Here is a 14,195-nt window from a genome sequence, read left to right as displayed (position 1 = left end):
CGCATCCGTACAGATCGGACAAGTCCGACGAATGCTCATCGGCGTCCGGCTGATTAACGTGCGACGGGCGCGGAAGTTTCCCGACACCCGCACATCAGCGGGATAGCAGGGGCGTCAGACCGAGGCGTCGTCCCGGAGGCGCTGGCTGATGACCGTGGTGACGCCGTCGCCGCGCATCGTGACGCCGTAGAGCGCGTCGGCGATCTCCATGGTGCGCTTCTGGTGCGTGATGACGATGAGCTGCGAGTCCTCCTGGAGCTCGCGGAAGATCTCGAGCAGGCGCCCCAGGTTGACGTCGTCGAGCGCGGCCTCGACCTCGTCCATGACGTAGAACGGGCTGGGACGGGCCTTGAAGATCGACACGAGCAGCGCGACCGCGGTGAGGGAGCGCTCGCCTCCGGACAGCAGGGACAGGCGCTTGACCTTCTTGCCGGCCGGGCGGGCCTCGACCTCGATGCCCGTGGTCAGCATGTTCGCGGGGTCCGTGAGGACCAGGCGGCCCTCGCCCCCGGGGAACAGGCGCGGGAACACGCGGTCGAACTGCGCCGCGGTGTCCGCGAAGGCCTCCGCGAAGATCACCTCGACGCGCTCGTCGATCTCCTTGACGATGGTGAGGAGGTCCTCGCGCGAGCGCTTGATGTCCGCGAGCTGGTCGGTGAGGAACTTGTGGCGCTCCTCGAGCGCCGCGAACTCCTCGAGCGCGAGCGGGTTGACGCGCCCGAGCTGGTTCATCGCGCGCTCGGCCTGCCGCAGGCGCTTCTCCTGCTGCTCGCGCACGTACGGCGTGGTCTCCGGCTCCGCCTCGGGGTCCGCGTCGGCGTCGACCACGGGCACGCCGAGGTGCGGCCCGAACTCCTCGACCAGGCGGTCCGGGTCCATCCCCAGCTCGTCGACCGCGCGCTGGCGCATCTGCTCGAGGCGCACGTTCTGCTCGGCGCGCGCGACCTCGTCACGATGCGCGTCGTCCGTGAGGCGCGCGTGCTCGGTCGAGAGATCGTCGACCGCGCGGCGGACCTGCGCGAGCGTGCCCGTGCGCTCGGCGCGCTGGGCCTCCACGGCCGCACGGTTGTCGTCCGCGTGCTGCACCGAGACGTCGATGAGGCCGAGCGCGTCCCGGCTCCCCGCGATCACCTCGCGTGCGGCCTGCGCCTGGAGCTCGCGCCTCGCCGCGGCGGCCTCGGCACGGGCGCGGGCCTCGCGCTCGGCGACCGCCGCGCGCTCGAGGCTCTCGGCGCGGCTCGCGAGCGCGCGGGCGCGCTCCTCCGAGGTGCGCAGGGCGAGTCGCGCCTCGGTCTCCTTGGCTCGCGCGTCGCGCGCCGCGGCCTCGTCGGCGTCGCGGCGCTCCTGCGCCTCGCGCGTGTCGGCCTCGAACTGCTCCGGCTCGGCCTGTGCGGCTGCGAGGCGCTCGGTGAGGCTCGCGAGCTCGTCCTCGTCGGTCGCGAGGCGCTCGCGCGCCTGCTCGAGCTGGACGGTGAAGCGCTCGACCTCGGCCTTGGCGGCACGCGCCTCGGCGCCCAGGCGGCTCAGCTGGTCGGCGACCGCGGCCACCTTCGCGTCGGCCTCGGTGAGGCGCGCGAGCGTGCGCTCGTGCAGCCCACGGGCCTCCGCCTCCGCGACCTCCGCATCGGCCAGGCGTTCCTGGGCCTTCTCGAGCTCGGCGGCCGCGGCGTCGCGCTTGTCGCGCGCGTCGTCGTACGCGGCCTGCATGTGGATGACGCTCGGCGCATCGCCGGCGCCACCCGAGGCGGTTCGTCCGCCAAGGACGTCCCCGCGGCGGGTCACCGCGGTGACCTCGCGATGCGCGGAGACGAGCGCACGCGCCGCGGCGAGGTCCTCGACCACGGCGACGCCCGCGACGAGCGCGCGGACCGTGTCGACCAGGCCCGCCGGGCCCGAGACGAGCCCCGTCGCCCAGGCCGCTCCCTCGGGGAGCTCGACAGCCGGATCCTCGGCGCGCGCGGCGGGGTCGGCGACCAGGAAGCGGGCGCGGCCCGCGTCCTCGTCGCGCAGCCAGCGGATCGCGTCGACGGCGTCCTCGACCGTCGCGACCGCGAGGGCGTCCGCGAGCGGGCCCAGCGCCGCGGCGATCGCGTCCTCCGCGTCGCCGCCGACCTCGATGAGCGAGGCGACCGTGCCCATGACCGCGCGCGTGCCGCTCGCGAGCAGGGCGCCCGCGCCGTCCTTGCGCACCAGCGACAGCTCGAGGGCCTCGCCGCGGGCCGCCCACGTGTCGCGCTCGCGCCGCGCGTGGTGGACCGCGTCCTTGAGCTCGGCGACGGCCGCCTTCGCCGACTCCCACTCCTGCGTCGCCGCCTCGTGCTGGACGTCCAGGTCCTGCTCCCCCGGCTCGACCGCGGCGACCGAGGTCTCGACGTGCTGGAACTCCGCCGTCGCATCGTGCGCGCGCCGCTCCGCCGCCGCGAGCTGCTCCTCGAGGCGCCCGATCTCCGCCTCCGCGGACTCGACGCGAGAGCGCTTCGCCGCGACCTGGCCCGCCAGGCGTGCGACGCCCTCGCGCCGGTCCGCGACCGAGCGCAGCAGGTTGGCATGGTGACGGTCCGACTGGAAAGCGGTGTCCTCGGCGTCCTTGCGCTCCGTGATCGCGACCTCGAGCGCGTCCGCGGCCGCCGCGACCTCCGCCTCGAGCTCGGCCCGGGCCGCCTTGGCGCGCTCGACCTGCTCGTCGAGATCGACGAGGTCGGTGGGAGGCGCGGCGTCGGTCTGCGTCCCGAGCATGCGCACACGCTCCTCCGCGAGAGTGTGGAGGTTGCGCAGGCGCTCCCGGATCGCGCTCAGGCGGTAGAAGATGTCGTTCGCGCGGGTGAGCGCGGGAGCGGCCTCCGCGGCGTGACGCTCGAGCTCGGCGAGCTGGTCGCGCGCCTCCGCGAGCGCCTTCTCCACGGTCGCGCGGCGCTCGAGCAGCGCCGTCTCGTCCGCCTTGTCCTTGGACATCGAGTCCGAGAGCGTCGCGATGTCGTCGGCGAGCAGCCGCGAGCGCGCGTCGCGCACATCGATCTGGATGCGCTGCGCCTGGCGCGCGACCTCCGCCTGCTTGCCCAGCGGGCCCAGCTGGCGGCGGATCTCGCCCGTGAGGTCCTGCACTCGCGTGAGGTTCGCCTGCATCGAGTCGAGCTTGCGCAGCGCCTTGTCCTTGCGGCGGCGGTGCTTGAGGATGCCCGCGGCCTCCTCGATGAAGTGGCGCCGGTCCTCGGGCGTCGCGCGCAGCACGGCGTCGAGCTGGCCCTGGCCCACGATCACGTGCATCTCGCGGCCCAGACCGCTGTCGGAGAGGAGGTCCTGGATGTCGAGCAGGCGGCAGGCGGAGCCGTTGATCGCGTACTCGGAGCCGCCGCTGCGGAACAGCGTGCGGCTGATCGTGACCTCGGTGTAGTCGATCGGGAGGGCGCCGTCGGAGTTGTCGATGGTGAGGGACACCTCGGCGCGGCCCAGCGGGGCGCGCCCCGAGGTGCCGGCGAAGATGACGTCCGCCATCTGCCCGCCGCGCAGCGTCTTCGCGCCCTGCTCTCCCATGACCCATGCGAGCGCGTCGACCACGTTGGACTTGCCGGAGCCGTTGGGCCCGACCACGCAGGTGACGCCCGGCTCGAACTCGAGGGTCGTCGCCGACGCGAAGGACTTGAAGCCTCGCAGCGTCAGCGTCTTGAGATGCATGGGTGCGAGTGTAGGGCAGGCGCTCCCCCGCTCAGCCGAGGCGCGACCGGCGCCCGGCGGCTACGGCGTGACGCGGTCCATCTCGGCGTCCTCGAGCTCCGGGTGGTGCGCGTGCGCGTCCGCGAGCAGCACCTGCCGCTTGGCGCCCCAGTAGTCCATGATCGCGAACAGGACGCCCGACAGCACGAACGTGAAGTGCAGGCCGATGCGCCACGCGACGGAGGTGTAGTCCGCGTCCTCGCCCTTGCCGTCGATCGCGACGAAGTCCTTGAGCAGCAGGATCACCGAGATCGCGACGAGCGAGCCGATGAGCTTCATCTTGAGGCCCGAGAAGTCCACGTGGCCCATCCAGGACGGGCGGTCCTCGTTGCCCTTCGCGGCCTCGATCTTCGACACGAAGTTCTCGTAGCCGGCGAAGATCACGATCACCACGAGGTTGCCGAGCAGAGCGATGTCGATGAGCGACAGGATCGCGACCGTGATCTCGTCGGCCTCGCTCTCGAGCGAGAACTCGGAGATGAGGTGCCACAGCTCGAGGCAGAACTTCACCAGGACCACGCCGAGGCCGGCGACGAGGCCCACGTACATGGGAGCGAGGAGCCATCGGGTGGCGAAGAGGCCGCGCTCGAGGGCGTGCTCGGCGGTGTTGCGCATGGGGACCTTCCGGGGTGGGGGGACGGCGGTGGGGCCCGGCGCGCGCATCGTCCGCGCCGCCGTGCCGCGACCCCGCGACCCTACAGGCCCGGGAACCAGATCCCGATCTCGCGCTCGGCGGACTCCGGCGAGTCCGAGCCATGCACGATGTTGTGGATCACCGGGAGGTCCCAGGCGCGGGCGAGGTCGCCGCGGATGGTGCCGGGGGCCGCCACCGTCGGGTCGGTCGCGCCGGCGAGCGAGCGGAAGCCCTCGATGACGCGCTCGCCCTCGGCCACGACCGCGAGCACCGGGCCGGTGAGCATGAACGCGACCAGGGGGTCGTAGAAGGGCTTGCCGACGTGCTCGGCGTAGTGCTCCGCGAGCAGCTCCGGGGTCGCCTTGCGCAGCTCGACCGCGACGAGCGTGTAGCCCTTCGCCTCGATCCGTCGGAGGACCTCCCCCGACAGCGCGCGCTTCACTCCGTCCGGCTTGACCAGGATGAGGGTGCGTTCCGTCATGGCACGGAGCCTAGCGGGTGACACCCCCGGTACCGCAGGCGTCGACGGTCCGCGGCTGCGGAACCGGCGCGCGTGACAGGATGGACCCCGTGATCACGCTCGACGACTTCGACACGTATCCCGACTTCCCCGTCGAGGGCATCCTGTTCTACGACATCGCGCCCATCCTCGCGAGCCCCGAGCGGTTCCGCGAGGCGTGCATCCAGCTGATGCCGCCGAGCGACGCCACGGTGGACATCGTGGCCGGCGTGGACGCGCGCGGCTTCATCTTCGCCCCCGTGGTCGCGCAGACGCTCGACGTCGGCATGGCGATGGTGCGCAAGAAGGGCAAGATGCCCGGCACCGACCTTCTCGAGTCGTCGGCGCAGATCGAGTACGGCGCGCGCGACCTCGCGGTGAGCGCCGGGTCCGTGGAGGGCCGTCACGTGCTGGTGATCGACGACGTCCTCGCGACGGGCGGCACGGCCCGTGCGGTCGCGGAGATGCTCGAGCGCGGCGGTGCCGCCTCGGTGCGCTTCAGCTTCCTCATCGAGATCGGCGCGCTGCCCGGCCGCGACGCGCTCGAGGGCTACGAGGTCACGTCGGTCGTCGTCGTCTGACGGCTCAGCGCCGGTAGCCCGTCGACCATCGCACCGCGAGCAGCACGAGCGGCACGAGCGCGAGGCCCGCGAACACCGCCTCGAACGCGACGAAGCCCTGGCTGATGGTCATGGGCAGCGGGTCGAGCGAGCGCAGGTAGCCCGCGTGCACGGCGATCCCGGTCACCAGCACGCCGCCGCTCACCACGGCGATGCCGATGAGGAACCATGGCGGGAGCTGGCGCGTGTCGGGGTGCTCGCGCACGAACCGCGACCACCGCGTCAGCGCGTAGAAGACCGCGACGTTGAGCGCGAGCAGGCCCGCGAAGAGCAGCGCGTAGACCGCCGGCGACGGACGCCCGAGGCCCGCGAACGCATAGAGCTGCGCGTGCTCGAGCTGCCAGAAGACCAGCGTGAGGCCCAGCAGCCCGAGCGCGAGGGCGCCGCCCATGCGCCACAGGAAGCCGCTCACGCCACCTCGCCCGCGGCCGCCTCCGCGGCGGCGTCGTACTCCGCGCGCTCGCGGTCGATCCGGGTGCCCAGCCTGACCCCGATCAGCCACGTGATCAGGAACATCGCGCCGATGACCGCGATGTCGGGCTCGATGAACCCGCCGAGCAGCATCGGCACCTGGAGCGCCCAGCCGAGCGCGAGACCCCAGCGCCTCCTCTGCTGCCCCGCGGCGTAGCCGAGCAGCACGACCATGCCGAGCCCGCCACCCCAGAGCACCGGGCCGGGGATGGACACCTCGCCCGCGCGGTCGAGGCCCCACAGCACCAGGGTCGCGAAGAACGCCGCGAGCGACTGGAGCGCGAGCACGGTCTGACAGAAGGTCAGCCGCGCGGAGCGCTTCTTGCGCATCGTCATCGCGCCCGTCCCGTGCCCTTGCGGCGGTCCGCTCCCGTGAGGATGCGGGCATCGGCGACCAGGGTGATCGAGCCGACCACCAGGACGCCCGCGCCGAGGTCGCTGTCGCGCTCGGCCCGCTGCACCGCGGCATCGATCGCATCGGGAAGCGCCTCGGTCTCGGTCACGCGGTCCTCGCCGAAGATCTCGCGCGCGAGCGGAGCAAGCTCCTCCACCGGGATGGCGCGCGGCGAGGACGATGCGGTGATCACCACGTGCGCGAGCGCGGGCTCGAGCGCCGCGAGGATGCCCTCGGCGTCCTTGTCGCGGAGGATGCCGACGACGCCGACGAGCGTCTCGAACGCGAACGACTCGTCGAGCGCCTCGACCATGGCCTCGACGCCATGCGGGTTGTGCGCGGCGTCCACGAGGATGAGCGGCGCCGTCCGGACGGCCTCGAGGCGACCCGGCGAGCTCACGCCGGCGAAGGCCGCCTCGACGGTCTCGCCCGCGAGCGACGAGGGCTCTCCCCCGTCCGCGAGCAGCAGCTCGGTGGCCGCGAGCGCGAGCAGCGCGTTGTGCGCCTGGTACGGACCGTAGAGCGGCACGAAGACGTCGGTGTAGGTGGCCGCGGGCGTGCGCAGCGTCATGAGCTGCCCACCGACGCCGGGCTGGCGCTCGACCACCTCGAGGTCCACGTCCTCCCGGTACGCGCGGGCGCCGCGCTCCTCGATCGCCGCGTCGAGCACCGGGTCGACGGATGCCGACTGCGGCGCGAGCACCACCGCCGCCCCGTCCTTGATGATCCCGGCCTTCTCCGCCGCGATGTCCGCGAGCGAGTCGCCGAGCCATTCCTGGTGGTCGAGCCCGATGGGCGTCACCACCGCGACGTCGCCGTCGGCCACGTTGGTCGCGTCCCAGATGCCGCCCATGCCGACCTCGATCACGGCCACGTCGACCGGCGCATCGGCGAAGGCCGCATAGGCGAGCACCACGAGGACCTCGAAGAAGCTCAGGCGCGGGCCGCCGTTCGCCGCCGAGCGCACGTCGACCATGTGGAGGATCGGCGCGACATCGAGCCACAGGCGGACGAAGTCCTCCTGCGCGATCGGCTCTCCGTCGATCTGGATGCGCTCGCGCACGGTGGTGAGGTGCGGCGACGTGAACAGGCCCGTGCGCAGGCCGTGCTCACGCACCAGCGCCTCGGTCATGCGTGCGGTCGAGGTCTTGCCGTTGGTGCCCGTGAGGTGGATCACCTTGTAGGCGTGCTGCGGGCTGCCCAGCAGGTCGCACGCCTCGCGGACGCGGTCGAGGGTGGGCTCGAAGTCGTGCTCGGGATTGCGGGAGACGATGTGCGCGTAGATCTCGCGCTCGGCCTCCTCGAGGCTCAGGCCACCGAGGTCAAGGTCGGTCATGCGCACAAGTCTGTCACGGCGGCATGCGAGCCTGGCGCACGAATGTTGTCAACCAGTTGACATAGGAATGTCAACGTGTTGACATGAGGGCGTGAGCGAACCCACCTCCTTCCTCCTCCACCGCGTGATCGTCGCGATGGACACCTACGCCGACGAGCTCGTGCGGCGCGAGCACGGCGTGACCTTCGCGACCTTCGGCTTCCTCGCGGTCGCGGCCGCGATGCCGGGCGCGGACGTCACGAGCCTCGCGCGCGGCGCGGGCATGTCGAAGGCCGCGGCGAGCAAGCGCATCCCGCCGCTCGTGCGCGACGGGTACCTCACCGCGGAGCCGGACCCCCATCACGGGCGCCGGCTGCGCATCGCCCCCACCCCCCGCGCCTACGCGCTCATCGGCGCCGCCGGGGCCCGTCTCGAGGCGGAGTTCTCCGACCTCTTCACGCTCCACCCGGAGCTCGACGAAGCCGCCTTGCGCCACCAGCTCGAGACCCTCGCCGGCGTCCTCGGGCTCCCCACCGACCCAGGAGAACAGCCATGAGCACCATCGCCGTCGTCATCGGCCACCCGCTGCCCGACACCCTCACGTCACGCCTCGCGCGCGCCTACGCGGACGCCGCCTCGGCCCACGCCGAGGTGCGCGTCATCGATCTCGCGGACCACGGCTTCGCGCCGAACCCCGCGACGCCGGGCGACCTGCGCGCCCCGGGCGGCGACCTCGGCCACCTGGACGAGGCCGTGGCACGGATGGTCGCCACGCTGAGCGAGGCGGACCACCTCGCGTTCTTCTACCCGCAGTGGTGGGGCACCTACCCGGCCGTGTTCAAGGCGTTCGTCGACCGCGCGTTCGTCAGCGGCGTCGCCTATCTCAAGGAGGACCGCGCGCCGCGCAAGCTGTGGACCGGCAAGACGGCGCGCCTGACGTGCACCATGGACTCGCCCACGTGGTGGAACGCGCTCGTGTACCGCGACGCGATGATCGCGGCGATGCGGCACGCGACGCTCGGCTACGTGGGCGTCACGACCATCGGCGTGCGGCGCCTGCCCGAGGCTCGGTTCGCCGACGACGCCCGCCGCGAGCGCTGGGTCGCCCAGGCGGCACGCGACGGCGCCGCGGACGGCGCCCGGGTCGCCGCGCGGCAGCCCTCGCGGGCGGCCGGCGCGGCGGCGTGAGTCAGGCCGGGACCGCGCCCGCGTCGCCCGCGTCCTCGAGCGGCGAGTCGCCGATGCCCTGATCGCGGGCGGCCAGCGGCGCCTCCTCGACGGGGGCGTCGGCAGGGGCCGAGGCCGTCACCACCGTGTGAGCGTCGACGGTCACCGGCATGTGCGTGGCCTGAAGGTGGCGGCGCGCCTCGCCCACGAGCGTGATCGAGCCCGCGATGAGCACGCCGGCCTCGCCGTCGGCCTCGGCCGCGATCGCCGTCGCCATCTGGACGGCGTCGGGCACCGAGGCGGCGACCCGGACGCGATCGGCGCCGAACACGACGCGCGCGCGCTCCGCGAGCTGCTCCGCGTCGGCGGCGCGGTGCGAGCGGGTCTGCGTGATGACGACCTCGTCGATGAGTCCCGCGAGGCCCGTGAGGATGCCGTCCGCGTCCTTGTCCGCGAGCACCGCGACCACGCCGACCAGCCGGTCGAAGCTGAAGGTCTCGCGCAGGGTGTCGGCGAGCGCGGCGATGCCGTGCGGGTTGTGCGCGGCGTCGACGATGACGGTCGGCTCCGCGGAGACGACCTCCATGCGGCCCGGCGAGGTCGCGCCGGCGAAGCCGCGCGCGACCGCGGGGAGGCTGAGCGCGCGGGGCACGCCGTCGCCCATGAACGCTTCCGCCGCCGCGAGCGCGATGAGCGCGTTCTGCGCCTGGAACTCGCCGTGCAGCGGCACGAAGACGTCGACGTAGTTGCGCGCCGCCGTGCGCAGGGTGACCACCTGGCCGCCGGGCACCACGCGGCGCGATGCGACCGACATGTGGGCGCCCTCCCAGAACACCGACGCCTGGCGCTGCGCGGCGGCCGCGACGATGATCTGCGCCGCCTCGTCCTTCTGCAGCGCGCTGACGACGGTCGCGCCGGGCTTGATGATCCCCGACTTCTCGTGCGCCACGCCGGGCAGCCCGCCCACGAAGTACTTGTCGTGGTCGCGGGCCATCGGGGTGAGGACGGCGACGCGGCCATCGGCGACGTTGGTGGCGTCGCGCAGGCCGCCGATGCCGACCTCGAGCACGAGCACGTCGACCTTCGCGTCGGCGTAGGCGACGAAGCCGAGCACCGTGAGGACCTCGAAGAAGCTCATCCGCGGGCCGCCGCGCTGGAGCGAGGCCTGGTCCACCGCGTGGATCGCGGGCGAGACGTGCTGCCAAAGGCGCACCAGGGCGTCCTGCGCGAGCGGCGCCCCGTCGATCATGATGCGCTCGCGCAGCGTGGTGAGATGCGGCGAGGTGAAGAGCCCCGTGCGCAGCCCGTGGGCGCGCAGCAGCGACTCGATCATCCGGCTGGTCGAGGTCTTCCCGTTGGTGCCGGTGACATGGATGATGTCGAGCGAACGATGGGGGTCGCCGAGGAGCGAGAGGGCCTGCGCCACGCGCAGGAGCTTGGCCTCATGGTCGGCCTCGGGCGTACGGGCGAAGATGTGCGCGTCGATCTCGCGCTCGGCCTCGGAGAGGCTCAGTTCGGGGAAGACATCCGTTGTCACGAGAAGCAATTGTGCGGCACGGAATCGGGTGCTCGTGACACAACCCGACAAGCGCTTGCCCATCGACCGAAAATCGGTTGAATACCAGCCATTATAGTCTCTTTACCGGAGCGCGTCGCGCCCCTTTGCGACACGCCGACGCGCGACACGCCGCCGTGTGCGCCTTCGTCCGTTTCATCCCTTACGCTCTGGGCATGCGCACCGGGCGGGCGAGGCACGCATGGGTGGTCGCGGTCATGATCACCGCCGCCGCCTGCTCACCGGTGCCCGACGTCAGCCGCCACGCCCCGCACCCCACCGCCGCCGCACCGCTCGCGGCGTCCGCCACGCACGCGGTCGAGCCCGCCATCACGGCACCGGCCGCGCCCCCGACGGGGGGATACGAGGACGCCACGGTGGTCCTGCCGCGCGAGGCGAGCACCCCCGGACGCGGCACGATGCGGGTGGTCGAGGGCCGCGCGGTCGTCGGGGACGGCAGCGCCGACTCGTGCACCGCCGCGGCTCTCGGGCGCGCCGTCGCCCGTGGCGGCACGGTGACCTTCGACTGCGGCGGCCCCGCCCGCATCGTCCTCACCGCGCCCCTGAAGCTGTGCGCGGCCGGCGGCTGCGCACCGGGCGAGCGGGCCGTGGACCGCGTGCGGATCGACGGCGGCGGCACCGTCACGCTCGTCGGCACCGGGTCGGCGCGGCTCATCGAGGCGCGCGGATGCACCGCGAGCGCGGGCGACTGCGCCGAGGGGCCGGTCCCCCACCTGGTCCTGTCCCGCCTGGTCCTCGCGGACGGCGCCGCGCCTCGCGCCGGCGAGGACGATGACGGGCTCGCGGGCGGCGGAGCCGTCGCGATGGAGGGCGGACGCCTCACGCTCGACGCGGTGACCTTCACCGGGAACACGTGCATCGACACCGAGGTCAGCGCGGGCGGGGCGGTGCTCGCGCGCGACATGGTCGAGCCCGTCCAGGTGCGGGGCGCGACGTTCCTGGGCAACTCGTGCGGCCTCGGCGGGGCGCTCGCGGTGGTGGACGCCCCGATGCGGATGCGGGCGACCACGGTGGTGGACAACGCCGCGACCGTCGCGGGAGGCGGGCTGCTCGTGAGGTCGCCCGACGCGGAGGTCGAGCTCTCCATGGCGATGGTCGTGGGCAACACGGCGCCGCGAGGCGCCGCGATCGAGCACGAGACGGCCCAGGGCGAGCTCGTCGTGCGAGACTCGCGCGTCGAGGCCGGCCCGGAGGAGGCCGAGGCGATCGCGGTCCGCTCCCTCACGGACTGACACGCCCCCGTGAAACAGGCATGACGGAGGTATGACGCGCGGCGAGAGCCCGTGACATGACAGGGCGCACGCGGTACCTTGAGCGCACGGTTGACGCGGATGCTTGAGGGGGTGTCGTGAGCGAACCGCAATGGAGCACGCCCGCGCAGCCCGTCGCGGGCTGGTACGCGGACCCCGATCGCGCCGGCTTCCTGCGCTACTGGGACGGCGCCTCGTGGACGGAGCACTCGCGTCTGCTCGTCGCGAGCACCGAGGAGCAGGCCGAGCCCAAGCACAGGCTGGGCCTCGCGGCGGTGCTCGGCATCATCGCGTCGGTGGCGCTGCTCGGCGTCGCGCTCGTCGCGATCGCGTTCGTGGCGCAGCGCGAGGAGATGGAGCAGGACGCCACCCCTCAGCCCGCCGCGGTCGTCACCGCCGACACGAGCCCGGCGGCCTCCTCGTAGCGATCCACCGCCCACGGCGTCCCGTTGCCCGCGTCGCCGCGCTACGGTGGCGGTTCAGGAGGTCAGCATGCCCACTCTCGTGATCTGCGGCTCGCCCGCCGCAGGAAGGCCCGGCGCCGCGTGCGCGCTCGCGTCGCCCGACGACCCGGCGATCCTCGTGGCCGATGCGGGGCTCACCCGCGGCGACGGCGTGTTCGAGACCGTGGGGGTCCACCACGGCCGGATGCACGATCTCGAGCCGCACCTCGAGAGGCTCGCGCAGTCCGCGGCGATGCTCGACCTTCCGGCGCCCGACCTCGGGATGTTCCGCGACGCGATCGCGCTCGCGGTGCGCACGCTGCTCGACGGGCTCGACGAGGTCCCGACGACGGCGCTGTGCAAGGTCGTCTACACGCGCGGCCCCGAAGGCGCGTCCGACGCCCAGCCCACCGGCTTCGCCTACGCGGACCTCTACCCCGACGTCTCCCGGGAGCGCACGGAGGGCATCGCGGTCCTCACGCTCACGCGCGGCTACCCGCACGGCATCGGGGCGCACGCGCCCTGGCTGCTCGTGGGCGCGAAGACGCTGTCGTATGCCGTCAACATGGCGGCGTTGCGCCACGTCAAGGCGCGCGGCGCCGAGGAGGCCATCTTCACCACCACCGACGGCTACGTGCTCGAGGCGCCGCGAGCGACCGTGCTGGCGCGGCTCGGCCATCAGGTGGTGACCCCGGCGATCGACGGCGGCCTGCTCCACGGCACGGCGCAGCGCGCGGCGTTCGAGGCGCTCGCCGCGCGCGGGCTCGACTGCGTCTACCGCGACCTGCGGATCGAGGAGCTCGAGGGCGCCGATGCGCTGTGGCTCACCGACTCGGTCAACCTGCTGCGCCCGATCCGCGAGCTCGACGGGCGCGCGTACCCCGTGGACGTCGCGCTCACCGCCGCGGTCAACGAGGACATCCTCGCGGGAGGCTGACCCCCTCCCCTCGGACAGCACCAACGGAGCTGGTCGCGACACGCCGGTACGACTGGCGCATCTCGCCTTCGGCACCGGCGCGTCGCGGCGAGATCCGTTGGCAGTGTCCAGCGAGGGCGCGGCTGTCGGCTAGTGCGCCTGCTGGCGCGCGACGTGGCCCTTGGGGTGCGGGAGCGGATGACCCATCCGTCCGACCGACTGCTCCCCCGTCCCGACCGGGCGCCCCGGGGTGTTCGCCCACTCGGACCACGATCCCGGGTAGAGCGCCGCGCGGAAGCCGGCGATCTCGAGCGCCGCGATCTCGTGCGCGGCCGTCACCCCCGAGCCGCAGTACACCGCGACCGGGTCGGACGCATCGATCCCGAGGTCCGCGAAGCGCTCCCCGAGCCCTCCCCGCCCGTAGAAGCGGCCGTCCTCGGCGAGGTTGTCCGAGGTGGGCGCGTTGACCGCCCCGGGGATGTGCCCGGCGACGGGGTCCATGGGCTCGATGTCGCCGCGGAAGCGCTCGGGCGCGCGCGCGTCGAGGAGGAATCCGTGCTCGGGCCAGGCCGCCGCGGCGTCGCCGTCGATGACGGGCATGTGCCCCCAGCCGAGCGTGATCGCGCCGGGACGTGGCTCGACGGCGCCCGCCTCGACCGGCCCGCCCTCCCCGACCCACTCCGCAAGCCCGCCGTCGAGGATCCGCACGTCGTGCACGCCCGCATGGCGCAGCAGCCACCACGCGCGCGCCGCGCCGTACGACGGCCCCGCGTCGTAGACCACCACGGCGTCGCCGTCGTCCAGCCCCCAGGCACGCGCGGCCGCCTGGAACGCCTCCGGCGTGGGAAGCGGGTGGCGGCCCCGAGCCGGGTCGCCGATGTCCGCCAGCTCGGTGTCGACATCGACGTAGACCGCGCCGGGGATGTGCGACGCCTCGAAGTCGGCGTGCCCGTCGGGCTGCGCGAGCGCCCACCTGACGTCGAGCAGCCGCGGCGGCGCGGACGACGCGAGCTCGTCGACCAGCTCGGAAGGCGAGATGAGAACGGTCATGGCTTCCTCCAACCCGGCACAGCGTCTCCCGCCATCCTGGCACGGGGCGCACCCGCGAGTGCATCCACCACGTCACCCCTGGCAGATTTGGGATAGTTCGCCCACTCACCTTGAGCGCACGCACCCGGACGGCTAGCGTCGGCGCCACG

General features: G+C 73.3%; 14 protein-coding genes. 6 read left to right on the top strand and 8 right to left on the bottom strand.

Annotated elements, in window-relative coordinates; all coding sequences use genetic code 11:
- Positions 1–114: 114 nt before the first annotated feature.
- The 3 genes from smc to ndk form a co-directional block, all read right to left on the bottom strand.
- On the bottom strand, positions 115–3,672 hold the full coding sequence (gene smc, locus AOM06_RS00465) for a chromosome segregation protein SMC (RefSeq protein ID WP_062301179.1): 3,558 nt from the start codon (positions 3,670–3,672) through the stop codon (positions 115–117).
- 60 nt (positions 3,673–3,732) lie between these two features.
- Positions 3,733–4,326 carry a TIGR00645 family protein gene (locus AOM06_RS00460; protein ID WP_062301177.1) on the bottom strand — a complete coding sequence of 198 codons (594 nt, stop codon included), beginning with the start codon at positions 4,324–4,326 and terminating at the stop codon, positions 3,733–3,735.
- A gap of 80 nt (positions 4,327–4,406) precedes the next feature.
- Positions 4,407–4,826, bottom strand: coding sequence for a nucleoside-diphosphate kinase (gene ndk, locus AOM06_RS00455; protein WP_062301175.1), 420 nt, complete (start codon positions 4,824–4,826; stop codon positions 4,407–4,409).
- Positions 4,827–4,915: 89 nt separating this feature from the next.
- Between ndk and AOM06_RS00450 the strand changes: the two genes are divergently transcribed.
- Positions 4,916–5,425, top strand: a complete 510-nt coding sequence (locus AOM06_RS00450) for an adenine phosphoribosyltransferase (protein WP_062301172.1) — start codon at positions 4,916–4,918, stop codon at positions 5,423–5,425.
- 4 nt (positions 5,426–5,429) lie between these two features.
- Here AOM06_RS00450 and AOM06_RS00445 read toward each other — a convergent pair whose 3' ends face one another.
- Genes AOM06_RS00445 through AOM06_RS00435 form a run of 3 tightly spaced genes read right to left on the bottom strand, consistent with a single transcriptional unit; the run spans position 5,430 to position 7,665 of the window.
- Positions 5,430–5,876, bottom strand: a complete 447-nt coding sequence (locus AOM06_RS00445) for a hypothetical protein (RefSeq protein ID WP_062301170.1) — start codon at positions 5,874–5,876, stop codon at positions 5,430–5,432.
- Positions 5,873–6,271 (bottom strand): DUF4233 domain-containing protein, encoded by a 399-nt coding sequence (locus tag AOM06_RS00440; RefSeq protein ID WP_062301169.1) that lies wholly within the window; start codon positions 6,269–6,271, stop codon positions 5,873–5,875. Before AOM06_RS00440 ends, AOM06_RS00445 begins: the two co-directional genes overlap by 4 nt.
- Positions 6,268–7,665 carry a bifunctional folylpolyglutamate synthase/dihydrofolate synthase gene (locus AOM06_RS00435; protein WP_062301167.1) on the bottom strand — a complete coding sequence of 466 codons (1,398 nt, stop codon included), beginning with the start codon at positions 7,663–7,665 and terminating at the stop codon, positions 6,268–6,270. The genes AOM06_RS00440 and AOM06_RS00435 overlap by 4 nt, the downstream gene beginning before the upstream one ends.
- A gap of 91 nt (positions 7,666–7,756) precedes the next feature.
- Between AOM06_RS00435 and AOM06_RS00430 the strand changes: the two genes are divergently transcribed.
- Both AOM06_RS00430 and AOM06_RS00425 read left to right on the top strand, forming a co-directional pair.
- Positions 7,757–8,200, top strand: coding sequence for a MarR family winged helix-turn-helix transcriptional regulator (locus AOM06_RS00430; protein ID WP_062301165.1), 444 nt, complete (start codon positions 7,757–7,759; stop codon positions 8,198–8,200).
- A complete protein-coding gene (locus AOM06_RS00425) occupies positions 8,197–8,832 on the top strand; it encodes an NAD(P)H-dependent oxidoreductase (protein ID WP_062301162.1) in 636 nt (211 codons plus the stop codon). The genes AOM06_RS00430 and AOM06_RS00425 overlap by 4 nt, the downstream gene beginning before the upstream one ends.
- 1 nt (position 8,833) lies before the next feature.
- On the opposite strand, the gene AOM06_RS00420 is transcribed toward AOM06_RS00425, so the two are convergent.
- Positions 8,834–10,348 carry a bifunctional folylpolyglutamate synthase/dihydrofolate synthase gene (locus tag AOM06_RS00420; protein ID WP_169747699.1) on the bottom strand — a complete coding sequence of 505 codons (1,515 nt, stop codon included), beginning with the start codon at positions 10,346–10,348 and terminating at the stop codon, positions 8,834–8,836.
- A 194-nt stretch (positions 10,349–10,542) separates the two neighbouring features.
- Between AOM06_RS00420 and AOM06_RS00415 the strand changes: the two genes are divergently transcribed.
- The 3 genes from AOM06_RS00415 (at position 10,543) to AOM06_RS00405 (ending at position 13,017) form a co-directional block, all read left to right on the top strand.
- Entirely contained in the window at positions 10,543–11,619 is a 1,077-nt protein-coding gene (locus AOM06_RS00415) for a hypothetical protein (RefSeq protein ID WP_156163515.1), read from the top strand.
- Between the two features lie 116 nt (positions 11,620–11,735).
- A complete protein-coding gene (locus AOM06_RS00410) occupies positions 11,736–12,062 on the top strand; it encodes a DUF2510 domain-containing protein (protein ID WP_062301158.1) in 327 nt (108 codons plus the stop codon).
- A 67-nt stretch (positions 12,063–12,129) separates the two neighbouring features.
- Complete coding sequence (locus AOM06_RS00405; protein WP_082105156.1) at positions 12,130–13,017, top strand: aminotransferase class IV; 888 nt, start codon at positions 12,130–12,132, stop codon at positions 13,015–13,017.
- A 129-nt stretch (positions 13,018–13,146) separates the two neighbouring features.
- Here the strand turns inward: AOM06_RS00405 and AOM06_RS00400 are convergent, their stop codons facing one another.
- On the bottom strand, positions 13,147–14,046 hold the full coding sequence (locus tag AOM06_RS00400) for a sulfurtransferase (protein WP_062301156.1): 900 nt from the start codon (positions 14,044–14,046) through the stop codon (positions 13,147–13,149).
- Between the last annotated feature and the right edge of the window lie 149 nt (positions 14,047–14,195).

The sequence above is a fragment of the Demequina subtropica genome (genome assembly GCF_000971235.1).
Classification (GTDB): domain Bacteria; phylum Actinomycetota; class Actinomycetes; order Actinomycetales; family Demequinaceae; genus Demequina; species Demequina subtropica.
This window is presented reverse-complemented; position numbering and strand designations above follow the sequence as displayed.